At 69.1% G+C, this 25,175-nt stretch carries 29 protein-coding genes; 6 read left to right on the forward strand and 23 right to left on the reverse strand.

Features of this window, described 5'->3' with window-relative positions; all coding sequences use genetic code 11:
• Positions 1–186: 186 nt before the first annotated feature.
• The gene (locus OG381_RS22485; protein ID WP_327717880.1) at positions 187–1,026 is read left to right on the forward strand and encodes a nitroreductase/quinone reductase family protein; all 840 of its coding nucleotides are present in this window, start codon (positions 187–189) and stop codon (positions 1,024–1,026) included.
• Positions 1,027–1,056: 30 nt separating this feature from the next.
• On the opposite strand, the gene OG381_RS22490 is transcribed toward OG381_RS22485, so the two are convergent.
• The 5 genes from OG381_RS22490 to OG381_RS22510 form a co-directional block, all read right to left on the reverse strand.
• On the reverse strand, positions 1,057–3,078 hold the full coding sequence (locus OG381_RS22490) for a HelD family protein (RefSeq protein ID WP_327717881.1): 2,022 nt from the start codon (positions 3,076–3,078) through the stop codon (positions 1,057–1,059).
• Between the two features lie 55 nt (positions 3,079–3,133).
• The gene (locus OG381_RS22495) at positions 3,134–3,748 is read right to left on the reverse strand and encodes a TetR/AcrR family transcriptional regulator (RefSeq protein ID WP_327717882.1); all 615 of its coding nucleotides are present in this window, start codon (positions 3,746–3,748) and stop codon (positions 3,134–3,136) included.
• A 33-nt stretch (positions 3,749–3,781) separates the two neighbouring features.
• Positions 3,782–4,693: a hypothetical protein gene (locus OG381_RS22500; RefSeq protein ID WP_327717884.1), complete on the reverse strand. Its 912-nt coding sequence runs from the start codon at positions 4,691–4,693 to the stop codon at positions 3,782–3,784.
• A gap of 44 nt (positions 4,694–4,737) precedes the next feature.
• Positions 4,738–6,969 carry a phosphotransferase family protein gene (locus tag OG381_RS22505; protein ID WP_327717885.1) on the reverse strand — a complete coding sequence of 744 codons (2,232 nt, stop codon included), beginning with the start codon at positions 6,967–6,969 and terminating at the stop codon, positions 4,738–4,740.
• Positions 6,970–7,148: 179 nt separating this feature from the next.
• Positions 7,149–8,057 (reverse strand): GntR family transcriptional regulator, encoded by a 909-nt coding sequence (locus tag OG381_RS22510; protein WP_327717886.1) that lies wholly within the window; start codon positions 8,055–8,057, stop codon positions 7,149–7,151.
• A gap of 193 nt (positions 8,058–8,250) precedes the next feature.
• Here OG381_RS22510 and OG381_RS22515 point away from each other — a divergent pair, with 193 nt between their 5' ends.
• Positions 8,251–8,466: a hypothetical protein gene (locus OG381_RS22515; protein WP_327717887.1), complete on the forward strand. Its 216-nt coding sequence runs from the start codon at positions 8,251–8,253 to the stop codon at positions 8,464–8,466.
• Here the strand turns inward: OG381_RS22515 and OG381_RS22520 are convergent.
• Together OG381_RS22520 and OG381_RS22525 are read right to left on the reverse strand one after the other, a co-directional pair.
• Positions 8,457–9,176 (reverse strand): HAD family hydrolase, encoded by a 720-nt coding sequence (locus tag OG381_RS22520; protein ID WP_327717888.1) that lies wholly within the window; start codon positions 9,174–9,176, stop codon positions 8,457–8,459. The genes OG381_RS22515 and OG381_RS22520 overlap by 10 nt on opposite strands.
• A gap of 29 nt (positions 9,177–9,205) precedes the next feature.
• Entirely contained in the window at positions 9,206–10,084 is an 879-nt protein-coding gene (locus OG381_RS22525; protein ID WP_327717889.1) for a GntR family transcriptional regulator, read from the reverse strand.
• A gap of 221 nt (positions 10,085–10,305) precedes the next feature.
• Here OG381_RS22525 and OG381_RS22530 point away from each other — a divergent pair, with 221 nt between their 5' ends.
• Positions 10,306–10,494 carry a hypothetical protein gene (locus OG381_RS22530; RefSeq protein WP_327717890.1) on the forward strand — a complete coding sequence of 63 codons (189 nt, stop codon included), beginning with the start codon at positions 10,306–10,308 and terminating at the stop codon, positions 10,492–10,494.
• Between the two features lie 39 nt (positions 10,495–10,533).
• Here the strand turns inward: OG381_RS22530 and OG381_RS22535 are convergent, their stop codons facing one another.
• Positions 10,534–11,442, reverse strand: a complete 909-nt coding sequence (locus OG381_RS22535) for a winged helix-turn-helix domain-containing protein (protein ID WP_327717891.1) — start codon at positions 11,440–11,442, stop codon at positions 10,534–10,536.
• A gap of 183 nt (positions 11,443–11,625) precedes the next feature.
• Between OG381_RS22535 and OG381_RS22540 the strand changes: the two genes are divergently transcribed.
• Complete coding sequence (locus OG381_RS22540; protein ID WP_327717892.1) at positions 11,626–11,808, forward strand: hypothetical protein; 183 nt, start codon at positions 11,626–11,628, stop codon at positions 11,806–11,808.
• A 211-nt stretch (positions 11,809–12,019) separates the two neighbouring features.
• Here the strand turns inward: OG381_RS22540 and OG381_RS22545 are convergent, their stop codons facing one another.
• Both OG381_RS22545 and OG381_RS22550 read right to left on the reverse strand, forming a co-directional pair.
• Complete coding sequence (locus tag OG381_RS22545; protein ID WP_327717893.1) at positions 12,020–13,279, reverse strand: GNAT family N-acetyltransferase; 1,260 nt, start codon at positions 13,277–13,279, stop codon at positions 12,020–12,022.
• Positions 13,280–13,402: 123 nt separating this feature from the next.
• Complete coding sequence (locus OG381_RS22550; RefSeq protein ID WP_327717894.1) at positions 13,403–13,975, reverse strand: RsiG family protein; 573 nt, start codon at positions 13,973–13,975, stop codon at positions 13,403–13,405.
• A 160-nt stretch (positions 13,976–14,135) separates the two neighbouring features.
• On the opposite strand from OG381_RS22550, the gene dtd reads away from it, so the two are divergent.
• The gene (gene dtd / locus OG381_RS22555; protein WP_266825332.1) at positions 14,136–14,561 is read left to right on the forward strand and encodes a D-aminoacyl-tRNA deacylase; all 426 of its coding nucleotides are present in this window, start codon (positions 14,136–14,138) and stop codon (positions 14,559–14,561) included.
• Positions 14,562–14,581: 20 nt separating this feature from the next.
• On the opposite strand, the gene ygfZ is transcribed toward dtd, so the two are convergent.
• The 6 genes from ygfZ to OG381_RS22585 all read right to left on the reverse strand — a co-directional run bounded on the left by ygfZ (position 14,582) and on the right by OG381_RS22585 (position 19,286).
• Positions 14,582–15,547: a CAF17-like 4Fe-4S cluster assembly/insertion protein YgfZ gene (ygfZ, locus tag OG381_RS22560; RefSeq protein WP_327717895.1), complete on the reverse strand. Its 966-nt coding sequence runs from the start codon at positions 15,545–15,547 to the stop codon at positions 14,582–14,584.
• A gap of 10 nt (positions 15,548–15,557) precedes the next feature.
• Positions 15,558–15,995 carry a Fur family transcriptional regulator gene (locus tag OG381_RS22565; RefSeq protein ID WP_046258734.1) on the reverse strand — a complete coding sequence of 146 codons (438 nt, stop codon included), beginning with the start codon at positions 15,993–15,995 and terminating at the stop codon, positions 15,558–15,560.
• 32 nt (positions 15,996–16,027) lie between these two features.
• On the reverse strand, positions 16,028–16,603 hold the full coding sequence (locus OG381_RS22570) for an FABP family protein (RefSeq protein ID WP_327717896.1): 576 nt from the start codon (positions 16,601–16,603) through the stop codon (positions 16,028–16,030).
• Between the two features lie 177 nt (positions 16,604–16,780).
• On the reverse strand, positions 16,781–17,680 hold the full coding sequence (locus OG381_RS22575; RefSeq protein WP_327717897.1) for a hypothetical protein: 900 nt from the start codon (positions 17,678–17,680) through the stop codon (positions 16,781–16,783).
• Positions 17,677–18,525, reverse strand: a complete 849-nt coding sequence (locus OG381_RS22580; protein WP_327717898.1) for a hypothetical protein — start codon at positions 18,523–18,525, stop codon at positions 17,677–17,679. The genes OG381_RS22575 and OG381_RS22580 overlap by 4 nt, the downstream gene beginning before the upstream one ends.
• Positions 18,522–19,286, reverse strand: a complete 765-nt coding sequence (locus OG381_RS22585; RefSeq protein WP_327717899.1) for a hypothetical protein — start codon at positions 19,284–19,286, stop codon at positions 18,522–18,524. Before OG381_RS22585 ends, OG381_RS22580 begins: the two co-directional genes overlap by 4 nt.
• 100 nt (positions 19,287–19,386) lie before the next feature.
• Here OG381_RS22585 and OG381_RS22590 point away from each other — a divergent pair, with 100 nt between their 5' ends.
• Complete coding sequence (locus OG381_RS22590; RefSeq protein ID WP_327717900.1) at positions 19,387–19,749, forward strand: DsrE family protein; 363 nt, start codon at positions 19,387–19,389, stop codon at positions 19,747–19,749.
• Positions 19,750–20,075: 326 nt separating this feature from the next.
• Here the strand turns inward: OG381_RS22590 and OG381_RS22595 are convergent, their stop codons facing one another.
• The 7 genes from OG381_RS22595 to OG381_RS22625 all read right to left on the reverse strand — a co-directional run bounded on the left by OG381_RS22595 (position 20,076) and on the right by OG381_RS22625 (position 25,093).
• On the reverse strand, positions 20,076–20,336 hold the full coding sequence (locus OG381_RS22595; protein WP_307028955.1) for a DUF3099 domain-containing protein: 261 nt from the start codon (positions 20,334–20,336) through the stop codon (positions 20,076–20,078).
• A gap of 80 nt (positions 20,337–20,416) precedes the next feature.
• Positions 20,417–20,704 carry a DUF1416 domain-containing protein gene (locus tag OG381_RS22600; protein WP_007382995.1) on the reverse strand — a complete coding sequence of 96 codons (288 nt, stop codon included), beginning with the start codon at positions 20,702–20,704 and terminating at the stop codon, positions 20,417–20,419.
• A gap of 62 nt (positions 20,705–20,766) precedes the next feature.
• On the reverse strand, positions 20,767–21,606 hold the full coding sequence (locus tag OG381_RS22605; protein WP_327717903.1) for a sulfurtransferase: 840 nt from the start codon (positions 21,604–21,606) through the stop codon (positions 20,767–20,769).
• 402 nt (positions 21,607–22,008) lie between these two features.
• Positions 22,009–22,737, reverse strand: coding sequence for an LmeA family phospholipid-binding protein (locus OG381_RS22610; protein WP_327717904.1), 729 nt, complete (start codon positions 22,735–22,737; stop codon positions 22,009–22,011).
• A gap of 109 nt (positions 22,738–22,846) precedes the next feature.
• Positions 22,847–23,923, reverse strand: a complete 1,077-nt coding sequence (locus OG381_RS22615) for a hypothetical protein (protein WP_327717905.1) — start codon at positions 23,921–23,923, stop codon at positions 22,847–22,849.
• Between the two features lie 2 nt (positions 23,924–23,925).
• Positions 23,926–24,180: a MoaD/ThiS family protein gene (locus tag OG381_RS22620; RefSeq protein WP_046258723.1), complete on the reverse strand. Its 255-nt coding sequence runs from the start codon at positions 24,178–24,180 to the stop codon at positions 23,926–23,928.
• A gap of 37 nt (positions 24,181–24,217) precedes the next feature.
• Entirely contained in the window at positions 24,218–25,093 is an 876-nt protein-coding gene (locus tag OG381_RS22625; protein WP_327717906.1) for an alpha/beta hydrolase, read from the reverse strand.
• Positions 25,094–25,175 lie beyond the last annotated feature (82 nt).

The raw sequence follows: 25,175 nt of genomic DNA on the forward strand, positions 1-25,175 counted from the left end.
CCGATATTCGGTGGCGCCGTTCATGACCGCGGGACTACCGTCCCTCCCATGACTGCCGGGTTTGCGGCCACGCGCCGCGCGACAGTTGGGTACCCGGCCTCCGAGTGAGGCCGGTGCGGACCAGAGGTCCGCCTCCTTCTCTTCGCCCTCGCCTCCCGGAGACCAGCGACGAAGAGAAAGAAGAGAATGCCCAACGACTTCAACCAGCCGATCATCGACGAGTTCCGAGCCAACAACGGCCGCGTCGGCGGCATGTTCGAAGGTGCCCGGCTGCTCCTGCTGACCACGACCGGCGCCCGCACCGGCACCCCGCACACCACCCCCCTCGGCTACCTCCCCGACGGCGGCGACCGCGTCCTGGTCATCGCCTCCGCGGGCGGTTCCCCCAGACACCCGGCCTGGTATCACAACCTCCGCGCGAACCCCCAAGTCACCGTCGAGAGCGGCGCGTTCACCTACGAGGCCCGGGCCGTCGTCCTGGAGGGCGAGGAACGGGACCGGTCGTTCGCGCGGGCGGTGGAGACGGAGCCGGGCTGGGCGGCGTACCAGGAGAAGGCCGGCGACCGGGTGATCCCGATCGTCGCCCTGTACGAGAACGCGGCACCCGGCCCGCCGAACATCCGGGCCGGCTCCATGGGCGAGGCCATCAAGCTCGTCCACGACAACTTCCGCCACGAACTCGCCCTGATCCGCGAGGAGATGCGCAAGAACACCGGCTCGACCCTCGGCGCCCAGCTCCGCGTCAACTGCCTCACCTTCTGCCAGGGCATCCACAACCACCACGTCGGCGAGGACATGGGCCTGTTCCCCTTCCTCGCCGACCGGCACCCCGAAGCCGCCCCCGTGCTGGCCCGCCTGGGCGAGGAGCACGAGCGGATCGCCGCGCTGGTGGAGGAGCTGAAGCAGGTGGTGTGGACGGCGACCGAGCCCGCCACGGCCCAGGCGGAGGTCGAACGGCTCGCGGCCGAACTGGAGGCCCATCTGACCTACGAGGAGGAGCAGTTGATCCCGCTGCTGGGCGGCTGAGGCCCTTTCCCAGCGGTCAGCAGCCGTCCGTCACAGGGGCAGCGGCCGTCCGTGCACCACCTCGAGCCCCGACACCGCCCGCGTGAGCACCACGTACAGCCGGTGCAGCCCCCGCTCCTCCGCCTCGGCGATCGCCGCGGGCTCGACGGCGACGACATGGTCGTACTCGAGCCCCTTGACCAGCGTCGCCGGTACGAGGGTCACGCGGGCGCCCAGGTCGTCGGGGCCCGCGGTGTCGAGGCCCGCGGCATGGAGGGCCGCTCGCACCCGGGGCACGTCCGCGTCGGCGGCGACGACCCCGATCGACCCCTCCCTCAGGAGCGCGTCGCGCACGGCGGCCACGACCGCGCCGGGCACGTCGTCCCCGGCGTCCCGGATCCGCAACTCCCCGTCCCGGCGCAGGGATCGCGAGGCCGGGACATCGACGTCCAGCCGCTCCAGAAGCCGGTTGGCCAGCCCTACGACGGCCTCGGGCACACGGAATCCGGTGGTGAGCGGCACGACGGCGGCGTCCGGGCGGCCGAGGTGTGCGAGCTGCTCGGACCAGGTCCGCGCCGCCCACGGCGTGGTGCCCTGCGCCAGGTCCCCCAGCACGGTCAGCGACCCGAAGGAGGCCCGCCGGGCGATGGCCCGGCACTCCATCGGGGAGAGGTCCTGGGCCTCGTCGACCACGACATGGCCGTAGGCCTCGGGATGTTCGATCAGCCCGTCGGCCTCGTCGAGGAGCACGAGGTCGGCGGCCGACCAGCGAGCCGACTTCCACGACCGCGGCGGCTTGCCCCACAGCAGCGCCTTCTGCTCCTCGGCGTCCAGCACCCCGTCCGCGGCCCGCTCCAACACCCGCGGGTCCGTGAGGAGTTCGGCGACGACCTCCTCCGGCCGCACCCGGGGCCACACGGCGTCGACGTACGCGCTGATCGCCCGCGCCCGCTCGATCCTGCGCACCCAGGAGTTCGGCACCGGCCCCTCGCGCCGCTCGGCCTGCGCCCGGACGTACGCCACGACGCGCGCCCGGACCCGCTCCCGCCCGACACCGTACGGCGGCTCCTCGGCCCGCACCCCCGCCACGATCCGCACCAGCTCACCGGCCGGCACCCGCCACCGGTACGACCCGTCGGGAATCGCCAGCCCCTCGACGACCTCCGCGGACACCCGCGCGTACAGCGCCCGCCGCAGCACCTCCGCCATCCGCCCGTCGTGCTTGACGGCGGCGGCCCGCCCGTCGTCCGCCCCCCTGACCGGATGCCGCGCGATCTCCTCCTGGAGGGTGGCCTGCCGTACGCCGGTCTCGCCCAGCGCGGGCAGCACCTGGGAGATGTACGCCAGGAAGGTGCGGTTGGGACCGAGGATCAGCATGCCGCCGCGGCGGATGCGCTGCGGGTGGGTGTAGAGCAGATACGCGGCCCGGTGCAGCCCGACGGCGGTCTTGCCGGTGCCCGGGGCGCCCTGCACACACACGGAGGCGCGCAGATCTCCTCGTACGAGATCGTCCTGCTCGGGCTGGATGGTCGCGGCGATGTCCCGCATGGGCCCGACGCGGGGCCGCTCGATCTCCCGCAGCACGATGTCCCCGACCCGGTCCTCACCCTCTTCGAGATGCTCGTCCTCCAGCCCGGTGAGGTCGGCGGAGTCCCCCCGGCTGCCCGGCGCCCACCCGAACCGCCGCCGTACGGCGACGCCCTGCGGGTCGCGTGCGCCGGCCTGGTAGAAGGCGCGCGAGACGGGGGCGCGCCAGTCGACGACGAGGGGTGGGGCGGCGGGGTGCTCGCTGATCCGCAGCCGCCCGATGTGCAGCGTCTGCCGGTCATCGGAGGAGTCCAGCCGACCGAAGAACAACGGCCCCTCGGGCAGCTCCCGCATCTCCTTGGCCCGGCTGCGCAGCCGGTACCCGAGCACTTCGGCGTCGGCACCGGAGGCGGAGACGTCCTCGCCGGTGACGACGTGTTCCTGGGCACCGTCGACCATGGCGGCGAGGGCGGCGCGGCAGGTGTCGTGGTGGGCGCGTTCGAGGTGGAGGGCGTGCTGGAGTCGGTCGGGGTCGGGTGACGTCATACGGTCGAGCCTACCGAAATAACGTAACCGAGTTAAATTTTTTACCCAGCCTCGCCTACGCCAGCTGCGGCAGCCCCGCCGCCAGCCGATCAAAGGCCCGCTCGGCGGCGGCAACGGCATCCGCCCTTACGACGCCCACATCCTCGCCACCAGTGACCCGCCGCCAGTTCTCCTGAGCCAGCACCCTCCGCACCGCGACGATCTGCCCGGCGGCGAGCCGTGCGTCCAGATCACCACCGAGAGCCTCGGCGAGGGCCTCCTCGGAGCGTTCGAGGTGGGCGTACATACGGGCGACGAGGGCCGGGGTGCCGTAGAGCAGGTCGTAGAAGGCGAGCACGGCGGGATGATCACTGAGCCCGGTGATGGGATCCGCCCGCTCGATCCCGTCGAGAAAGTCCCGCCGGAGAGCGACGAGCGGCGGCACATCATCCGAGGCTTCCGCCACGACCCGCGCGGCCTCGTCCTCGTGATCGGCGATGCGGTGGAAGACGAGGTCTTCCTTGGTCGGGAAGTACCGGAAGAGCGTCGGCTTGGAGATCTCGGCTGCGGCGGCGATCTCTGCTACGGGGACTGCGTCGTAGCCCTTTTCCAGGAAGAGGCGGATCGCGGTTTCGGAGAGGGTCTCGTACATCCGCTGCTTCTTGCGTTCGCGCAGGCCGGGGGTGGTCATGGGACGAGCGTAGAGGCCGGAGGGGAGCCTCGGTCACTGTGTCGGGGCCGGAGCCGGGACAGGTGCCGGGCCTCGTCGCCAACTCGGCTGTAGCGAGAGGTTCCACAGGTCGTCCAGATGCTTGCTCCACGTGGCGACGATGGCCCGGGCGTCGTCGCCCGCACCCCGGGACCAGACGCTGAGGTCAGTGCGGTAGCCCTTGGGGTCGTAGAACTCGGGGCCGCCGCTGCGGAGCATGCTGCGGGCCGACACGTTGTAGAGGCCGTGCAGAACTTGCTCGCGGTTGAAGATGCAGACCTTCTCTCGGGGGATGCCCGGGTAGACCCGGTACTCGCACTCCGCGCTCACCCTGCCCAGCGCGTTGAGGCGGTCCTCAAGGCCTGACAGGGTCTCGTCGTACTCCTTGCACTTCTCTTGCAGGCGCTCGCGGAATTCGGGGTCGTCCAGCGGTGCGCCTTCCTCGCCCACGCGCGACGGCACGGTCATCGACTGTCCGAAGTCCGGTATCAGCACCCTGACCGACACATGCCGGGTCGGGCCGGGGTCTTCGAGAAGCCCTTCAAGGCGGTGGAAGAGTTCGTTGCAGAGGGTCTCCCCGGTGTAACCGAGGAAGTGGATCTCCACCTCCCGGGACCGGAACGCCTCGGTCACGAAGGTCCCCAGCTCCCGCGACTCGACCTGGACCCGTGGCGGCTGCCGGAGCGTCAGGGCCAGGTCCTTGAGCGTGTCGTACAGGACATAGCCGACGAGACTGAGCAGGGCGCCGCCGAGGAACGCCTTGTCCTCCAGGGCGTCGCCGACCGGGCGTACGAACTGGGCGGTCAGACCGGTGACGAAGATCGTCATCAGCAGGACACGGATGACGATCGGTTCGTAACGGGCCTGGAAACGCCTCCAGTGCTCGCCCACGCCACCGTCGGCGGGCGGCCTTCCTCCTGCGGGCATCCCTGGCCCCTTCCCCCGCGCGTAACGAAGGGCCCGACGGCAGTTCAGACGTCCGCGGACACCCCAGCTGTCTGTGCCTCTCCATCGTCGCGGCGCATGAACGCGCGGGCAAGGTAGGGGTTTGCGGGCCTCGTCGGTCGGCCCGGCAGGCCCAGTGCGGCTGTGGCGTCGGCCAGGGTCCTGGAGTAAGTGTCCACCGCCCGCCGGACGTTGGGAGCCTCAAGGCTGTCCGCCGTGACCAAGCGGTCCAGGTCCACGTAGGCCGAGCGGACGATCTCCATCCAGCGGTACACGTGCCAGTCGTCGGCCCAGCCCTTGGTGCACTCTTCCGGAAGCGAACGGGACCAACGACGGAACATCCGTTCGCGGATCTCGGAGCTCGTCGGGGTGAGACGCATATGGCGGACCAGGTCGTACAGCGGGTCGCCGATCATCGCCATCTCCCAGTCGATGAGCGTCAGACCTCCGTCCGCCCGGCGCACCAGGTTCCAGGGGTTGAGGTCACCGTGCAGGAGCGCCGGCCGACGCAGGACCACGACATGGCGCCCGAGGATCTCCATCAGCCGGTGACTGCTGGGCAGCCCCAGCTCGCGTGCCACCTCCAGAGTCGCTTTGGGAAGGTCGTCCACCATGCGGACCAGCTCGTACTGCAGCTCCCAGTAGAAGTCCTGGTCGTGTATCGATTCGAGCTGCGTGTAGTCGACTTTGCTCAGCTCACAGAGCTGGGCCACGAGATCATCCGCCTCCTGCGGGCGCAAGCCGTTCTCAGGGTGGCGCGGAGGCGTGACCCCGTCCGTCGACCCCTCGTAGGAGTGGATGGTGAACGGTTCGTCCAGACCGCTGGTGCCCAGCGCCAGCACACGGGGCGCACGGACGGCGACACGGGAACGCTCGATCGCCCTGAGCACGGCGTGCTCATTGAGGAACCGACGTTCCCGCGGGTTCGCCGCGCCCACCTTCCGGCGGACCATCACCGGAAAGGGGACCCCCGGAACCTCGACCGCGGTATTGAGATGCGCCGTTCCCTTGAACACACGGTCCGCCGAGGCGGCGCCCTCCAGGAACAGCGCCTGGCTGACTGCCTCGGCGGGAAACTCCGGATGCGGTGGGACCCGAGGATCGTGCTTCCAGCCGACCGGGACGATGGGGCGCTCCTGGCCGGTCTGCCCGCCATGGGACTCGTTCCACCGGAAGAGCACGCGCTCGATCTCGCTCTTGTCCGGCACCTTCTTCAGGCGCAACGGTTCCTCGGCCACCTGCAGAGCCTGGTGCACCGCGTTGGTCGCCGCGTCCAAGTCCCGCTGCTGGCCGGAGGAGCCGGCGAGCGAGGTCGCGGCGCGCATCACGTCCGGGTAGACCGACTGGGCCCGCTCGAAGGCGAGGTAGTGCTGCAGGTCCCGGTCGAGTCCCTCGACGGCACTGCTGTTGCGTCGGTCCATGGTTTCACGCCATGCCCCGATCACCGCCTGCCACTGGTCGGTCGGATATTGCATCCGGATCAGGTGCGTGGCGAGGTCGTGCAGCGGATCGCCGTACGACGCCAGTTCCCAGTCGACGCAGATCAGGGGCGGGTCACCGTGGTAGGAGACGATGACGTTGTCCCGGTGAAGATCCGTGTGCAGGAGACTGAAGGGCCGTCTGATCAACGGCGGCACCCGCTCGGCAAACTGCGTCATGGCGTCTTCCGGGATGCCCAGCATGGCGAACAGACCGCCGAACCTTCCCCAGTTCCGCCGGCGGATCTGTTCCTCCGCCGCGGCGGCGAGGGTCCGCAGATAGGCCTTGCTGTTCTTGCTGGAACGCGGCCAGAACAAGGGCAGCGGTGGCAGCTGCTGCCTCGGGACCTGCGCCATGTCCGCAAACAGCCCCGCGAGAGCGGACACCAGATCGGAATCGACTCGCTTGCCGTTCGGGCAGATGCTCGAGAGCGGTACTCCCTCCACATAGCTGAGGATGGTCATGTCCTCGCGCTTGACCAGGCACTGTGGCACCTGGGGGAGATAGCGGCGAATGCTGTTGAGGACAGCCCCCTCGTCCTCCCAGGTCCTGATGACCACGGGCAGCACGGAAGGGATCGGCAGCCGCACGGTGACGGGCTGGCCCTCCTCGACACCGACCAGGTTGGAGTAGCCGGTCAAGGGCCGCACCATGTAGTTGAGGTTGTGGTGTCCGCGCCCGAACGACCCCAAGGCCCGCGCATACCGCTGGAACTTCGCGTACTCGGCATCCGCCGCCCTGGGCAGAGCGCGGATACCGGGCAATGGCGGAACGCCCACGGGCCACTCCTGAATGACTGTGCGTCGCCTGCGATGTTCATGCGCCGCAAGAGAAGTGAGCACACACTAGTGCTCGTCTTCTTACACGGTTCAGCGGACTCCGGCATTCGATACCGACTTGAGAGAGATACCACCCGTCAGCGGCACGCAGTTCGAAGTTCACCGGATTACGGATGGACTCACAGACCCTCGGCCAGGAGGCTCCAGCAGGAGTCGAACCACGCCTGCATGCTCTCGATGAACACGGAGCCCGGGGCGTCCGGGTCGCCCTCGTCATTGACGTGCCGGGTCAGCGTCGATCCGAGGCCGAGCACGTCCCGGGCTTCGACCTCCGTGAGGTCGTCCAACAGAATGGTGCGCTCCACCACTTCGTACGGCCCGAACAGCGCCTCGACCCCGGGACGCAGATAGAGCTTGAACGTCGGAGTCAGCGGCACATGCCGCACCTGCACGTCGATGTCCCCGACCAGCCCCTCGGCCTTCAGGTCGAGCAACGCGATGCGCATCGACGTCGTGTGCCGCCGGGTGATCGCGCGGAGCCGCTCCTGCAACCGGTCCGGTTGGCCTGGTGGCCGCTGCGGTATCTCCTCCCCCTCCGGCTGCTTTGCTCGGGGGTAGGGAAGATCGAGCAACTCCGAGGGCAGCAGCATCCGGAGCTTGATGCGCTCCGGATGGATCTCGCCAAGTCGGATACTCTCGGCCTGGAGCCGGATATGGGCGTCCAGAGACTCAGAGGTCAGAGTGAACACGTCCAGTTGCACGATCGGCTGAGCGAAGGCCCGCTCGATGAAGGTACCGAGAGCCGCACGCACCCGAGGCGTCTCCAGCTTGGGCGGCAGTCCCACATGGGTCGGGCTCTTTACGACACGTGATCCGCTGCCCTGCCGGGATTTGATCCAGCCTTCGCTGTTCATTTCACGCATGACCCGCTGCACGGTGTCGCGCGACACCCCGAATTCTTCCGCAAGTTGGCGCTGCGGCGGGATCTGCGAGCCGACCGCGTACGTACCAACGGCTATCCGAGTCCGCAACGCCGCCAGAACACGCTCGAACTCCGTCCCGCCTCCGTCGCCGCGTTCCTCGCTCACATCGCGACCGTACCGCGCCCACAGCGACGGCAAACCGCTTCCAGTCATATTGGTGGCCTGATTTGTCGGTTGGCTTATCCGGTACCGGGGCGGCAGTTAAGGGATCACGCAGGCAGGGCACACACCAATCAAGTTAATCAGTCCAATTGGATTGGTAGTTGATCGATTCGCTGAAGTGGACGGGGTGGGGCTCATGGTCTTCTTCCAACTGGTGGGGGCGATCCTCCAATTCATGATCAGTCGGCTGGTGCGGACGCACCTCGGGCCCGCCGGCTTAGTCCTGCTGGCTCTGGCTCCGATACTCATACGGCTGCTGCTGCCGCAGATCCTGCGCACCATGCACACCAGCCCGGGATGGTGGGCTGGCCTTCTCCTGCTCGCGCTGCTCGCCCTTTCCCTTCAGGCCTGACCCTTCAGCGCCCGCAACACCGGCTCGAAGGAATCCACCACACACGCGGCCCCTGCTTCGCGAAGGCGTGTGGCCTTGTCCTCGTTACGCGCGTAGCCCAGGAAGGGAACCCCGGCCTGCCGTGCGGCCTCGCCGTCTGCCGGGGAGTCGCCGATCATCAGGGCTGAGGAGGCGGCGACGCCCATCGCGCGCAGTGCTCGCTCAAGACAGTACGGGTGGGGCTTGAGCAGGCTGAGGTCCAGCGTGCGGCCGTAGATGTGCGGATCGAAACACGAGGTGAGGTCACGGTCCGCCAAGTACTCGCGGACCGTCCGCGGGGAGTTGTTCGTCGTCACGGCGAACCTGGCCCCGACCGCCAGCCAGGTGCGTATGAGCGGATCCGCGAACGCGGTGGGCATGGCCGTGCCCACCGCCTTGAGTTCCTGCTGAGTGAGTCGCTCCTCGAGCTCGGTCACCAAGTCGCTGCGCGGGTGCCGCCGGTGGACCGCGTACAGGACGGCCATCGGGTCGGGATGCTCGCGCTCCTCCTCGGTCAGCAGCCCCCTCAGGCCCTGTCCCGCGAGCCATTCGACCAGGTCCTTCGCCACGACCACCGCGGAGTGCCCCGCGAACAGCCGGCAGATGGGTCCGTCGAAGTCCCAGAGGACGACCTGTACGTCGGCGACCAGTTCCCGCAGCTTCTCGATCGCGTTCTCCGTCTCCGCTGTCACTCGTACAGTCTGCGTCGCATCAGAAGTCACTAGGAGAGTGTCAGGTCCGTCGTGATGGTTTCCCAGAGGGCGTCGAACCACTTCTGGGATTCCTCCACGAACGCCCCGTCCCGCTGGCTCGCCGCCTTCACGAAGGAGAAGAGGACGGACTGGGAGCCGAGGGCGTCGTACATCTCCAGGGTCTGGCTCTCGTACTCCTCCTCGCGCTTCTCCAGCATGTAGTAGCCGAGCAGCACTTCTTCCTCGTTGAGCAGGTACATCTTCACCGGCGGCGTGAAGGGCAGCGCCCGGAAGGTGATCCGGACGTCGATGCCGTGGGTGGAACGGACGGCGTTGAGGTTGTACTTGAGGACGTGTGCCTGGGCGTTGCGCATCTCCAGCCACCGCTGATGGACCGGATCCTCGTCGACATCGCGGTCGATCAGTACCGGGAAGGCGAGGTTGATGTCCCGGGACGGCAGCAGGACGCGGAAGTTGATCGACTCGGGGTGGATCCTGCCCTCGTGGATCCGGCGGAGCGAGTCGCCGAGGGCCAGCATCAGGGTTTCGGAGGTGTGGCTCACGACGTCCACGCGTACGTGCTTGGCCGTGAAGGCCTCCGACAGTCGTGGCGCCAGACCCACCATCGTCGGCTGCGGCGCCCCCCGGACCGGCGCCGGCTCCGCGATCCTCGGCGGGCTCCCCTTGCTCACATTGCTGAGCAGCCCGTCCTCCTGGAGGGCGCGCAGGGCCTGGCGGACGGCACCGCGTTCGACGCCGAACTCCTCTGCCAACTCGGCCTGGGTGGGGAGTCGGTCGCCCGTCTTGAGGTCGCCCGCGCGAATACGTTCCCGCAGGATGTCGGCGATCTCCTGGGGCGAGAGCCTTCTGCTGCCGTTCACTGCAACGTTCTCCTGGGTCACGACCAAACGCTACAACTCCGATCCATCTATGGGGAGTTGTTTGGAAGTTGTTTCGGACTATAGGCCAAGTGGGGACAACTAATACTGAGATGGTTGCCAACTTAGCCAAGTTGGCGGAAGTTTTGCCTCCTTGTCACCCAACCCCCGCACTTCCAAGCCCAGCACATCCAACCCCCCGCACATCCGACCGCCCCGGATGCCCGCCTCACGCCCGAAGGGGGAACACCGTGCCAGCTCTCTACCTCCTCTCCGCCCTCCTCGTCACCGGCATCGAGCAGACCGTCCAGTGGAAGTACGGCGCCACCGGCATCGTCGGCCTGCTGCTGCTCAGCATCGGCGTCAGGGCCAAGAGCCCGGCGCTGAGCTCCATCGGCGCCGTCGTGCTCGCCCTGCTGGTCGCGGGGCCCGCCCTATGACGGACAGGCGACGCCCGGATCCGCCACTGTGGGAGACCTTCAGCTCGTGAGCGTCAGCTCCGAACTGATCGTCTCCCACAGTGCGTTGAACCACAGGTGGGACTGCTCGACGAAGGTGGTGTCCCGCAGCCCGGCGCCCTGGTCGAAGGCGAACAGCATCGACTGGGTGCCCTCGGCGTCGTACATCTCCAGGAACTCGTGGTCGATCTGCTCCTCGCGTCGGCTGAGGGTGTAGTAGGCGAACAGGGCCTCCGTGTTGTTGAGCAGGTACAGCTTCACCGGGGGGGTGAAGGGCAGCGCGCGGAAGGTGACCTGGACGTCGATGCCGTGCGTGGAGCGCAGGGCCAGCAGGTTGTGGCGGAGCACATGACCCTGGGCGTTGCGGTGGGCCAGCCAGTGGCGCTGCAGCCGACCGTCCACGGAGGCGTCGACCGGGGCCGGGAAGGCGAGGTCGATGTCCCGGCTCGGCAGCAGGACCCGTACGTCGATCTTGGCCGGTTTCAGCTGCCCGGCGTGAATCTGGCGCAGTGGTTCGCCGAGGGCGAGGTTGAAGGAGACCGAGGTCAGGCAGAGCGCGTCGATCTCGACATGCGGGGTCGCGAAGGCGGCGGCTATCCGCGGGGCGAGGGCCACCATCGTGGGCTGCGGCGGGGCTCCGGGGCCGGTCAGCGCCCTGCCGAGGTCGGGGGCGACGGTCGCGGGGCTGCCCTTGGACACGTTGGTGAGCAGCCGCTCGGACTGCAGGATGCGCAGGGCCTGTCGTACCGCCCCGCGCTCCACTCCGAACTCGTCGGCCAGCCTGGCCTGGGTGGGCATGCGCTGACCCGGCCGCAGCTCACCGGACCGGATCCGGGATCGCAGCTCGTCGGCCACCTCACGATGTGATGTGTGTGACCGCTGTGACCTCTCCCGTCCATTGACGGGGGCGTGTTTCGGGTCCACAACCAAACACTACAACTTCCCGCCATCTTTGGGCAGTTCGGAGGAAGGTGGTTATGAGACGCATCCAAGCGGAGATAAGTACAGTGAAGTTGGTAGCCAACTTGCACAACATGGTCAAACTTCCAAAGGGTTGGTGTCACCAAGCCGCTTCAGACCTCTACAGGTAGCACCGCAACAGGGGGGATCGTCATGCCGCTCGCCATTGCCCTCGCCGCCCTCGCCATCGGATTCGAGCAGCTCATCCAGTGGAGGTGGGGGCCGATGGGCATCATCGCCTTCGTCCTTCTCACCGTCGGCATCAAGGCAAAGAACACCATGGTCGGCGGCATCGGTGCGGCGATCCTCGTGATGCTGCTCGCCCAGTCCGGCTGATCGGACCGCCCAAGTCCGCGCAGTCGGCCGATCGGGCTCCCTTCCGGAGGGGAGCCGGGAGCCCGTTCGGTCAGCACAGCCACAACTCCACACCGACAACTGAACACCGCTGCCGCACAGCCACAACTGAAGAGCTACACAGCTACAGCTACGGATCGGATCAGTCCCGAGCCCCTGCCACCGGCAGGAGGCGGCCGGCAGGAGGGAGACGTCAGAACATGTCCGGGCACCAAGGCCGCCCGGACGTATGCAGCAGGGCGTCGGCCATTCGGCCGGCGCCCGCTCGGTCTTCCCGGACCCGACCGAGCGCGGCGAGCCGTACGGCGGACTCGTCGCCGAGCCACAGAGTGGCCAAGTCGGCGACATCCAGGGTGAGTTCGGCACTCTGCGTGGTCGCCGTACAGGACGCCCGGCCATCCTCCGCCACCTCCAGCCGATAACGCCCGCCGGCCAGACCGGCCGCGTCGACGACCTCCAGGACCAACTCCCCCGCCCTGTCGTACGTACGCGCCTCCAGAGCCCGTACGACGTCCAGGATCCGCACCCACAGCCAGTCCGCGTGCATGGTGATGCGCGCGGCCCGCGGATCAGGCAGGTAGAAGGGGAGCAGGTCGTCGGGGCCGCGCCAGCCGCTGCGCACCTTCGTGACCCAGTCGATCGAGCAGAGGTGACGCCACAGGGCGCGCTCGGCGGCCGCGGTCGTGGCGATCAGCCACTTCACCTTGGCCGTCTCGGCGGGTTGCTTGTCCTCCCACAGGTCGTCGCACTTGTACGCCACCATCCCCTCGACCTCGCCGGTGGCCGACCGGTACACCGCGAAGAACGGCTCGACCCAGGGGGCGCGGTCCAGATGCACCGCCCCGGTCTCGATCTCCCACCATCGCGGCGTACGGCTCACCGCACCGGGTTGGCTGCGGCGCACGCGCTCGTGCAGTTCCGGGCCGAGTTTGCGTACGTCCTCCCGGTCCACGAGGTCGATACGGCCGCCGTCCTCGGGCCCCGACCAGCGGGCGTCCAGCCCGGCGCGCGGCACGTCCACCGTCCACTCGGTCATCCAGGTGGCGGGGCCGAACCCGTAGCGGCCGTAGATCGGGTACTCGGCGGCGATCAGCGTGGCGACGACGTCTCCGCGCTCCTTCGCCGCGCCGAGGTCCTCGGCCATCATGCGCGTCAGGATCCCGCGCCGGCGGTGCGTGGCCGTCACCGTGACGTTCGTGACGGCATCCGCGGGAACGGCCGCGCCCCCCACGACCGTGAGCTGCTGCTCGAACGACCGGAACGTCCCCACACACCGCCCGCCGTCGAAGGCGCCCAGCGTCCGGGACGGTTCGATATAGCTGCTCCGGTCCGCGATCTCGTCCTCGGTGACGCCGGGACTGCGCAGAAAACCGGTGTTCAGGGCACGGATCCAGTCGGGGATCTCGCCCTCGTCGATCGGACGGATGTCGATGTCGGGATACGGGCGGGTCATGGAGCCACGTTAGGTCGACGACGATGAGCTGTCGCCACGTTTTTCCCGCTCCCGACCGGCCCCCGGCCCCGCCCTACCCGGGCCGCGCACCATGGCCCCAGGACCCCACGGCCCGTCCCCTCCTCACATCAACAGGTCCTCCACCTGCGCCTCGCCCTCCCGGTAGCGTCGGGCGATCTCCGCGCTGGAGTCGTCCGCCGTGCGTTGCAGGCGCTGGCGGCGGCGGGAGACCTGCTGTTCGTAGCGGACGAGGCGGGCCATCGCGGCGTTGAGTTCGAGGTCGGTGCGGGCCCGGAGGTCGGAGAGTTCGACCTCGGCGAGCATCTCGGCGGCGAGGCGCCGGTACTCCTCGCTGTGGGGCGTGCCGAGCGTCACGTGGCGGGCCGAGGAGCGGTGGCGGGCCGGGGCGTCCGCGAGGATCTCGGAGAGGCGCTCCACCACCGAGCCCTCCCCCGCCGGCGAGCGGCGTGCCAACTCTGCTCGCAGGATGTCGATACGGCCCTGCAGCAGCCGCCGTACATAGCTGAGGTCCGCCTCGTCGCGCTGGGCGTCCCGGCGCAGGGTGCGCAGCTCGGGCAGGCTCAGCGAGGCGAGGTCGTGCTCGGACGGGTCCGCGGACAGCCACGGCTCCTCCGTACGCTGCGCGGGCGGCCGGACAACAGCCCCGGGCGGCTGTCCGATGCTCGGTGTGCTCATGTGCCTCAACCGTCCCCTCGACCGGGCGTGTGTGAGCATCGTGCCACCCCAAGTGGCCGCTATGTGACCGAGTGCCCCCGATCGGCCCCAGATGGGGGGTTATCCATCAAAAAGAAGCCCGAGGAAAGGTCACTGCGGCCCGGGCGGCATGATGGGTCCCATGCGTGCAGTGGTTCAGAGAGTCGACGGCGCGAGCGTCGTCGTCGAGGGTGAGACCGTCGGGGAGATCGTCGGCGAAGGGCTCTGTGTCCTCGTGGGGGTCACCCACGAGGACACCAAGGAGAAGGCCGCCCAACTCGCCCGCAAACTCTGGTCGATCCGCATGCTGCACGACGAGAAGTCCTGCAGCGACATCGACGCCCCGCTCCTCGTGATCAGCCAGTTCACCCTGTACGGGGACGCGAGGAAAGGCCGCCGCCCCACCTGGAACGCCGCCGCCCCCGGCGACGTCGCCGAGCCGCTCGTCGACGAGGTCGTGGCCCAGCTCCGCGCCCTGGGCGCGACGGTGGCGACGGGCCGGTTCGGCGCCCAGATGCGGGTGTCGCTGACGAACGACGGTCCCTTCACCGTGCTCGTGGAGATCTAGGCCCCCAGCCCTTCAGCCCTTCAGGGCTCGACCACGACCTCCTGCGCCGCCGCCGTCGTGTCCGCCACCAGGCGCGCGTCCAGCGGTACGTTCCGCTTCACCAGGGCGAGGGCGACCGGGCCGAGTTCGTGGTGGCGTACGGACGTCGTGATGAAGCCGATCTTGCGGCCGTCGGGGCCGTCGTCCGCGAGGTGGATCTGGGTGCCGGCCGGCGGCAGGTGGACCTCGCTGCCGTCGAGGTGGAGGAAGACGAGGCGGCGCGGGGGCTTGCCCAGGTTGTGGACACGGGCAACCGTCTCCTGACCTCGGTAGCAGCCCTTCTGCAGATGCACCGCCGTGCCGATCCAGCCCAGCTCGTGCGGGATGGTGCGGTGGTCGGTCTCGAAGCCGAGGCGGGGACGGTGCTGCTCGACCCGCAGCGCCTCGTAGGCCAGCAGGCCGGCGGCCGGGCCCGCCTGCTCGGCGTACGACTCCAGGTCCGCGCGCGGGAGGAACAGATCACGGCCGTACGCCGTCTCGCGGACGACGACGCCCTCCGGCACCGGGGCGATCGAACCGGCCGGCAGATGGACGACCGCGATGTCGGCCGTGCGGTCGGCGGTCTCGACCCGGTAGAAGAACTTCATCGACTCCAGGTAGGCGAGCAGCGCCTCCTGGGTGTCGGGTTCCACATGGATCCAGACCGTCGCACCGTCGTCCACCAGGTACAGCGCGTGCTCGATGTGGCCGTTGGCGGACAGGATCAGCGCCTCGGTGGCCTCGCCCACGGGCAACTCGGAGACGTGTTGCGTGAGCAGCAGATGCAGCCAGCTCAGCCGGTCCTCGCCGGTGACGGTGAGAACACCCCGGTGGGAGAGGTCGACGAATCCGGTGCCCTCGGCGAGGGCGCGCTGTTCGCGGAACAGGTCGCCGTAGTGGGCGGCGACACCTTCGTCCACGCCCTCGGCGGGAACGGCGCCGGGCAGGGACAGCAGAGGGCTCTTCATACGCCTAAGCCTACGACTCGGTAGTTGAAGCCTTCAGGGAACAGTCCTTGCACCGGCCGAAGATCGCGAAGTGCTTCATGTCCGTCTCGAACCCGAAGGTCGAGCGCAGCTTCGCGGTGAACTCCGCCGCCACCGCGATATCCGCCTCGATGACGTTCTGGCAGTCGCGGCAGACCAGGTGGATGTGGTGGTGGCGGTCCGCGAGATGGTACGTCGGCGCCCCGTGCCCCAGATGGGCATGGCTGACCAGACCGAGCTCCTCCAGGAGCTCCAGGGTCCGGTAGACCGTGGAAATGTTGACCCCCGACGCCGTCTTCTTCACTTCCGTGAGGATGTCGTCGGGGGTCGCGTGTTCGAGGGTGTCCACGGCTTCGAGCACAAGCTGCCGTTGCGGGGTCAGCCGGTAACCGCGCTGCCGCAGATCACTCTTCCAGTCGGTGCTCACCACACCGACGAGTCTAGGCCTACTTGCACGAAGGCTTACTTGAAGAAGGCGATGCCGTCGTCCGGCATATCGTCGGGGAGGGCCTTGGCCCAGCGTTCGACGTCCTCCGGGGTGACGACCTTCTTCAGGTGCGCGGACATGTAGGGGCGCAGCTCGACCTCGGGGGTCTGCTTCTCGCCGACCCACATGAGGTCGCTCTTGACGTAGCCGTACAGACGCTTGCCGCCGGTGTACGGGCCCGAGGCCGCCGTACGCGCCACCGCGTCCGTGACCAGGTCGATCTGCGGCTTCTGCTTGGCGAGCTCGCCGTACCAGATCTCCACCACGCCGTCGTCACGGACCATCGTGATCTCGACCTTGCGGTCGGCGTCGACGCGCCAGAAGCCGTGCTCGGACTCCAGCGGACGGACCTTGTTCCCGTCGTTGTCCAGGACCCAGGTGTGGGACTGGTACTCCAGGAAGTCCCGGCCGTCGTGCGAGAAGGTGACCTCCTGCCCGAAGTTGCACTTCTCGGAGCCGGGGAAGTCGTGCACGCCCGCGCCGGCCCAGTTGCCGAGCAGGAAGGCGAGCGGGACGAGGTCCTTGTGGAGGTCGGACGGGATCTCGATCATGAGAGGCGGTTCCTAGGTATGGGTCAGCGCTGGCCCTGGTACAGCTTCTTCGCTGTCAGCCCAGCGAAGGCGAGGACGCCGACGCAGACCAGGGCGAGCAGGATTTCGAAGACAACCTCAAGCACGTGGTGCTCCTACGGTGAGCGAGGGTGGGCGGTACACAGGCCGGGCCCCAGCTTAGTCGGCCGGGGCCCCGCCTTCTCCGCGAGGTGGGCCCCAGCCAAGCAGCTGGCTCTGCAGCACCACCGTCTGCTGGAACGGCACGGACCTAGCGCCGCCCTTCTTGGACTGGACGACCAGCGCGAGGACGTCCCCGGAGACGAGGTAGGCCTGGCGGACGTGCTCGGCGCCGTAGGGCTTGGTCTCGGTGTACGGGTAGCGCCGTACGTCCTCCACCACGACCTTCGTCGGGAACTCCTCGTCCATGAGGCTCTGAGCCGCGCCCTTCAGAGGGTACGGAGGCGCCATGACGCTGGAGAAGTAGTTCTGCTCAAGGCTCTCGGCGACCGCGGCCGTCTCGAACTGGAGCAGGTAGATCCGGGTGCGCGTACCGTCCGTCGTGGTCCAGCCGCGGGCGGCGATGTGCCGCAGCCCGTGGTCGGTCAGCAGCGTCCCCAGCGTGTCCCGCTCGGCCTTCGACTCGTACGCCGCCAGGAAGTCCTTCGTCGCCAGCCAGCCGGCCTTCCCGTCGAGCGCCTTGTCGGCCGTCGCGCCTTCGGGTGCGGGCAGCAGGAGTTTGCGCAGATCGGCGTAGTGCGAGCCGGCCGTGTTCGCCTCGGCGAAGGGGCCCGGGCTGCCGGAGGGCAGCGGCGGCCTGACGATCTCCGGGTACTCCCAGCGCCCGTCCGACTCGGTCGCGAGTCCGGGTACGTCCGTCCGCTCCATGCGGGTGATGCCGTACGCCGTGCCCGCGCCGGCCACGGCGAAGACCACGACAGCGGCGGTCCAGCGCAGGGCGGCCCGCAGGACACGACGGTCCTTCGGGGCCGGGGCCAGGGCCACGGGCTCCGGGAGCGCCTCGGGCACGGGAGGCACCACGAGGTGCTGCTGCTCGGTCGTTTCCGTCTGCTCGGTCATACCGCCTCCCCAGGCTCCGCGATGCGGTCGAGCTGCTCGGCGAGAAGCATCGCGATGGACTTGGTGTCGAGTGACTTGACGCCGTCGGCGGTGGCACTGATCAGGATGTCGCCCTGGTAGGCGGAGCAGAACATCATGTCGAGGTCGTCGTCGGCGTCCTTGGGCGGCAGGAAGCACTCGGCGTTCTTGAAGCCCTTGATCTTCGGGCCCGCGCGGAAGATGTCCAGGGCGTCGAGGAAGGCGTTCTGGGACGTCGAGATGTCCTTGGCGGCGGCCCGCTTCTCCATCCGGGACAGCGTGATGCTGACCACGGAGGCGCCCTTCCCGCTGGCGTTGCTGCCCGTCGCGCTGACGTAGCTGCGCATCGCCATGCCCGTGATGCGCTGCTTGTCGATCTCCTTCTCCAGCTGTCGGCGCTGGGTACGGGGCAGGCCGCTCAGCGACTCCTTGCGCAGGGCGGTCGCCTGGGCGCCGCTGAGTTCGGCGTCGGAGCCGAACTCAGCGAGGTCCGGGCCCCGGTTCCAGCCGTCGGTCCCGTACGGCACGAGCACCCCGGCGAGCCCCTCGGCGGTGGCCGCCTTCTCCTTGTCCGCCTCGGGCTGCGGGAGCTTCCAGCGCGGGGCACCGGCGTCCCGGTCGGCGCCGTCCACGGTCACGACGGTGTAGCCGACGCCGGCCACGACGGCACCGGTCAGCAGCACGGCCCCGGCGATCGCGGCGATACGACCACGGCGGACGGGCTTCTTCACGGGCTGCGCGGGGGCCTCGTCGGGGACGTGGCTCTGGAGGACCTCGGGGGTCTCGGCGCTCTCGGCGCTCTCGGGAGCCTCGGGAATCTCGCTCACAGCCGCTCCATCTGCCGCTCGGCCAGGTCCATGATCTTCTTCTTGCTGATCGGCTTGCTGTCGTAGACCCAGACCTCCACGGCGATGTCACCCCGCCAGGCATGTGCCTCCGCGCTGTAGAGCGGCAGATAGCCGGGCTCGGTCTCGGGCTCGCGATGGACGTACGCCATCCCGTCCTCGGTGCCCGGGACGACCCAGCTGTCGGTGGAGTCCTCCTTGTCCGCCCAGTACTGGCCGTCGTCCGCGGCGTCGTCGGCCGCGAGGTACTCCTCCTGCCGGTACTGGACCAGCCGGATCGACACCGAGAGGTCGCCGGTCTCCCAGCCGGTGACGGCCGCGCGCCGGAACTCCTCGGCCACGAGGTCGCCGAAGGCACCGCCCGGCTTCTCGAAGGAGCCGGCGTAGGACGCCAGATCCATCCAACCGTCGTTGTCGCCCAGCCAGGCGCCGGCCTTCTTCGCCCCGGTCGGCTTCTTCAGCAGGAGCTTGCGCAGATCGCCGTCCGTCTTCAGACGCCGGTCCTGCGCCGCGGACAGCGGCTCGACCTCGCCCTTGGCCTGCTTGACGGCGGGCTGGGACAGCGGCGGGAGCCTGGTCGGCTCGCGGTCGGCCTGGATGAGGAAACCGGTGCAGGTGCCCGCGACCGTGCCGAGGACGGCGGCCGCGGCGATGAGGAGTGCGGTGCGTCCGCGGCGGCGCGGACGGGGCGCTTCGGGCGCCTCCGCCGTTACCGGTATTTCCAGAACTTCAGGTACTTCCAAGACGTCCCCCCACAGAACGTGTAGTGCGCATTCCGTATGCGCGCACAGGAGACTCACCGTCGATGACCTGGGTTGTAGACGGGATGATTACGATTCGGGCATGGCGAAGAAGCTCGTGATCAAGGTGACGGCGGGGGCCGATGCCCCCGAGCGCTGCTCGCAGGCGTTCACGGTGGCGGCGGTGGCCGTGGCCAGCGGGGTGAAGGTCTCCCTGTGGCTGACCGGGGAGTCCGCGTGGTTCGCGCTGCCGGGCCGTGCCGCCGAGTTCGAACTGCCGCACGCGGCCCCGCTTCCCGACCTGATCGACTCGGTCCTGGCCGGCGGCACGCTGACGCTGTGCACCCAGTGCGCGGCCCGTCGGGACATCACGGAGAAGGACGTCATCGAGGGCGTACGGATCGCGGGGGCGCAGGTGTTCGTGCAGGAGGCGCTCGCGGACGGCACGCAGGCGCTGGTCTACTGAGCCGCCCGCGCGGGGTCGAGGAGCATGTTCTTCGCCCCCGCCGCCCCTACCCGTCCCGTCCCTGGGGGCTGCGCCCCCAGCCCCCCGCTTCGGCCCTGAAGGGGCCTCGTCCTCAAACGCCGGACGGGCTGAGATCGCCTGGACCGGCGTCGAGAGGCGAAGCCCCCGGCGGGTGGGTGGGGGCTCGGGACGGCGGCAGCCTCGTCCCGGGATGCCAGAGGGGCTGAGCAGCATGTCAGCCCCTCCGGCGTTTGAGGAGCGGGGGTCCAGGGGGCGGAGCCCCCTGGGATGGGACGGGTAAGGGCGGCGGGGGCGAGAAACGCCTCCTACCGCGGTCGCTTCTTTCCGTCCAGTTCGTCCCACCAGTCGTCCGACTTGGGGTCACCGGACGGGTCGTCCCACCAGCGGTCGTCGGGGCCGCGCCGGTTGGCGGCCATCGCGGCGACCGGGGGGATCAGCATGGCGACCACGCACATGCCGACGGCCACCGGAACCGACCAGAGGCGCACGACGGACCAGGCCAGGACGAAGAGCCCGATGCACGTGCCCATCATGGCGAAGTAGACATGACGTCGTCGTGCCAGCATGACTCCAGCGTAGGCCCGTACCCGGGCATGACGAAGGGCCGCACCCGGCAGGGTGCGGCCCTTCGGTCGGTCTCGGCGGTTCAGACCGCGATCGCGACCTCCGCGAGGCCGCCCTGCTGGGCGACGACCGTGCGGTCGGCGGTGCCACCGGGGACCAGGGCGCGGACGGTCCAGGTGCCCTCGGCCGCGTAGAAACGGAACTGGCCCGTCGCCGAGGTGGGGACCTCGGCGGTGAACTCGCCGGTCGAGTCCAGGAGGCGGACGTAGCCCACCACCGGCTCGCCGTCGCGGGTCACCTGGCCCTGGATCGTGGTCTCACCGGGCTTGATCGTCGAGGCGTCCGGGCCGCCGGCCTTCGCTCCACACATGTCTTTCTCCAAGAGGGGTCTGACCGGAAGGAAGGCCGGTCGGGATTGAGCGGGGTCTGTGCTTACTTGTTGGCGCCGAGCTCGATCGGAACGCCGACCAGGCTGCCGTACTCGGTCCAGGAGCCGTCGTAGTTCTTGACGTTCTCCACGCCCAGCAGCTCGTGCAGCACGAACCAGGTGAGAGCCGAGCGCTCACCGATGCGGCAGTAGGCGATGGTGTCCTTCGCCAGGTCGACCTGCTCCTCGGCGTAGAGCTCCTTGAGCTCCTCGTCCGACTTGAAGGTGCCGTCGTCGTTGGCGTTCTTCGACCACGGGATGTTGCGGGCGGACGGGACGTGGCCCGGACGCTGCGACTGCTCCTGCGGAAGGTGCGCCGGGGCGAGCAGCTTGCCGCTGAACTCGTCGGGCGAACGGACGTCGACGAGGTTCTGCGAACCGATCGCCGCCACCACGTCGTCGCGGAAGGCGCGGATCGCGGTGTTCTGGGGCTTGGCCTTGTAGTCGGTGGCGGCCCGCTCCGGGACCTCCTCGACCAGCTCGCGGGCGTCCAGCTCCCACTTCTTGCGGCCGCCGTCGAGGAGCTTGACGTTCTCGTGGCCGTAGAGCTTGAAGTACCAGTAGGCGTAGGACGCGAACCAGTTGTTGTTGCCGCCGTAGAGGATCACCAGCGTGTCGTTGGCGATGCCCTTCGCCGAGAGGAGCTTCTCGAAGCCCTCCTGGTCGATGAAGTCACGGCGGACCGGGTCCTGCAGGTCCTTCGTCCAGTCGATCCGGATCGCGTTCTTGATGTGGTTCTTCTCGTAGGCGGACGTGTCTTCGTCCACCTCCACGATCGCGATGTCGGCGTTGTCGAGGTTGGCCTCGACCCAGTCGGCGTCGACCAGGACGTCGCTGCGGCTCATGCTCTTTCTCCTCCGGGGCAGTTACGGCGGGGCGTGCGAGTGCGAGGGTGCGTGGCCCGGTGCGGGCGCGGCGCACGGATGCCCTGGAATCAGGGCGAGGGGATGCGGAAGGACGGAGCTTCCGCTCAGAAGGGGCGACAGAGCATGGCGGCAACGCGGCACAGGTCCACTGCCCGCCGCTTCGTGAGATCCGCCTGTCGCTTCATGCGTCGATCGTAGGGACGGACAGCCTGGCGTGTCACCGGCGTGTCGTATTTTGAGACGCGATCGTCCGGGATGTGGGATCCGAGCAGCGCCCGGGCCGTGTTCGCACGGGTTTCGGGCGCCGGTGGCCGTCGTCACATCTGCGCTGCGGACGGCCCGTCTCGCTCCTCGGACAGTTCCTGTCCGCCGAACGCGGTCCTACCCGGCCAGCTCGACGTTCGAACCCTTCACTGTCACCTCTACACCGTTCTGCGCGGCCTCGACCTTGTCGAGCTGCACGCCGCCGGGCAGATCGTCGATCTTCTGCTCGAAGTCGGTGATCGAGCGGACCTTGCCCTCCGCGACCTCGACGACCATGTTCGGCAGGTTGTCCGCGTGCACCTTCACGGTGTCGCCGTCGACGGTGACCGTGCTGAGCACCGGGTATGTCGTCGACTTGCCCAGGGCCGTGACCTTGACGTTCACCTTGATCTTGCCGTTGCCGCCGTCGGAGAGGCCGACGACCTCGGCCGTCACCCCGGTGAAGATCTGCGTCGGTTCGGACGCGGCGGCCTTGAGCAGCTCGTCGTAGGAGATGCTCGCGGTGCCGTTCGCGGTGGCGGCGGTCGCGGAGCTGTAGTCGCCGTTGAAGGCCACGCCCTTGAAGTTCGCCTTGATGTCGTCGATGCGGATCTTGTCGCCCGTGGTGCCGGCGGCGGCCTCGTAGTCCTTGATGCCGACCTCGGTGTCGTCGAGCTCGCCGGAGACGACCTGGGTGAGGAACGGGAAGCCCTTGATCGACACATCGGGGGTGGAGGAGAGGTTCTCGGTGGTCCTGAGCTTGTCCGCCACCTCGCCCTCCGCGAAGTGGACCGCGACACGGTCGGCGATCACGAAGAGGCCGCCCAGAATGACGACGACGATCAGGAGTATTCGCAGTGCGCGCATTCTTTGGTGTTCCCCCACCTAGGCGGTCTACGTCCGGCTGCCACCGTAACTGCGGCCGGGACGCCGACCAGGAGTTTGTCGATCACCTGTGACAAGGCGGGCCCGGGCTTTACCCGAGCGCCCGCCCCAGCACGTACACCGCCGGTGCCGCGGCGGCCAGCGGCAGGGCCACGCCCGCCGTGAAGTGCACGAAGCGGGACGGGTAGTCGTAGCTCGCGACCCGGTGTCCGATCAGCGCGCACACCCCCGCGCCCGCACCCAGCAGCGCGCCCTCGGAGCCCAGGTCCGTCATCCCGCCGGCCGCGATGCCCGCGCCCGCCGCGGCGAGCAGCGAGACCACCACGGAGGCCGGCGTCGGCAGCGGCAGCGCACGGGCCAGGACGGCGACCGCGACCGAGGCCGCGCCGACCGTCACCGCGTCCGCGGCGGCCGCGAGATAGCCGGACGCGATGATTGCCAGGGCCGCCGAGGCGACGGTGGCCATCAGGCCGTACATCCGGGTGTCGGCGTCGGCGTGCGAGCGCAGCTGGAGCACCAGGGAGAGCAGCACCCACACGCCCAGCGTCCCGAGGATCGCGGACGGCGCGTGGTCGGACGCCAGCAGCGCCACGTCCGCGACCAGCGCGCCCAGGAACGCCAGCGCGATGCCCTGCCGGGCGGGCCACATGCCGTTCAGCCGGAACCAGCCGGCCGCCGTGACGGCCTGCAGGACGACGAGCGGGACGAGCAGCGCGTACGACCCGACGGCCGCCGTGCCGGCGAGGAGCAGACCGAGCAGCGCGGTGAGCGCGGCGGGCTGCATGCCGGGCTCGATGACCGGGGAGCGGCCCTCGAGCCGGGCGCGCTGGGCGTCGGTGATGCGGGCGTTGCCGCCGATGCTGGCGGGGCCGTACCCGGAGGTGACGGGGGCCTGCGGAGGGGTCGCCGCGGGGGCCGGCGGCTCGGCGTACGCCTGCTGCGGCACGTACGAGGTGTCCGCGGCCGGCGCGACCGGTGCGTGGGCCTGGGTCTCCCAGGTCTGGCCCTGCCACTGCTGGGTGTACTGCTGGGCGGCCTGCGGATCCTCGTAGCCCTGCTGCTGCCCGGGCCAGGACTGCTGCTGATGCTGGGGCTGCTGGTGCTGCTGCCAGTACCGGTCGTAACCCTGCTGGTACTGCTGCTGCCCCTCATACGGCTGGTCGGTCATCGTCACCCTCCTGCGAACGGCGGGAGCACCTCGACCGTGCCGCCGTCGGCCAGCCGTACCGTCTCATGTCCGCGGGTGCCCACGGGGTCACCGTCGATGAGGAACGAGCATCGCTGCAGGACGCGCGTGAGTTCGCCGGGGTGTCGCCCGCGCACCGCGTCGAGCGCCTCGGCGAGCGTGTCCGCGTCGTACGCCTCCTCGGCGACGCCGGCCGCGGACTTGGCGGCGGCCCAGTAGCGGACCGTGACCTTGGGCATCCGGTTCCTCAATCAATCGGCTGTGTACACGGTCAGGCTAGCCGCCCTGCGCGACGGCCCAGTCCCCGATGCGCCCCAGCAGCTCGTCCGGTGCCGCGTTCTCGGCATGGCCCATGCCGGGCTCCAGCCACAGTTCGCCGTGGTCACCGGCGGCCGCGGCGAGCATGCGGGGGTGGTCGAGGGGGAAATAGCCGTCGCGGTCGCCGTGGACGACGAGGAGAGGGGTGGGGGCGATCCTCGGGACGGCCTCCACCGGGGACAGCGGGACCGGGTCCCACTCCCGGTGGTGGATCCTCGTCCGCAGGCCGTAGCGGCCGACCAGACGGCCCTCGGGGCGGGTTATCAGCCAGTGGACCCTGCGCATAGGGGCTGTGCCGCGGTAGTACCAGCGAGCCGGAGCACTCACCGAGACCACCGCGTCCGAGTGCGCTTCCGTGCGCCCCTCGCGCCCCGAGTCACCGTCCGGCCGGTACAGGGCCGCGTGCCGGAGCACCACAGAACCGCCCATGGAGAAGCCGACGGTCACCACGCGCGGGTGCCCGAGCGACCGGGCCCACTCCACCGCGGCCGCCAGATCCAGCACCTCGCGGTCCCCCACCGTCGAACGCCCGCCCGAGGCCCCGTGGCCGCGGAAGGAGAACGTGACGACGCCCCCGTACTGCGTGAACGTCTCCACCACCCGGCGAACATGTGGACGATCCACATCGCCGGTGAAACCGTGCGCGACGACGAACACGAGACCACGCGCGGATGAAGCGGAGGTGTCGTATACAACGGCCGGCGGATCGTATACGGAATCGATCGTCACACCGTCGGCGGTGTGCAGAAACGTCCGTATAGGTGTGCCTCTGTTCGTCTCAGAGTGCGGAATCGGGGTGGATCGCACCACACGACCTGCCGGATCAATGCGCATGTGGGCTATTCTCCTCAACAGAGGACTCGGGCAATGCAGCCCCCGAGTCCTTTTGTGCTTTCGGATCACCTGTATACGAAAG

The organism is Streptomyces sp. NBC_00490, from assembly GCF_036013645.1.
GTDB classification, from domain to species: Bacteria; Actinomycetota; Actinomycetes; order Streptomycetales; family Streptomycetaceae; genus Streptomyces; species Streptomyces canus_F.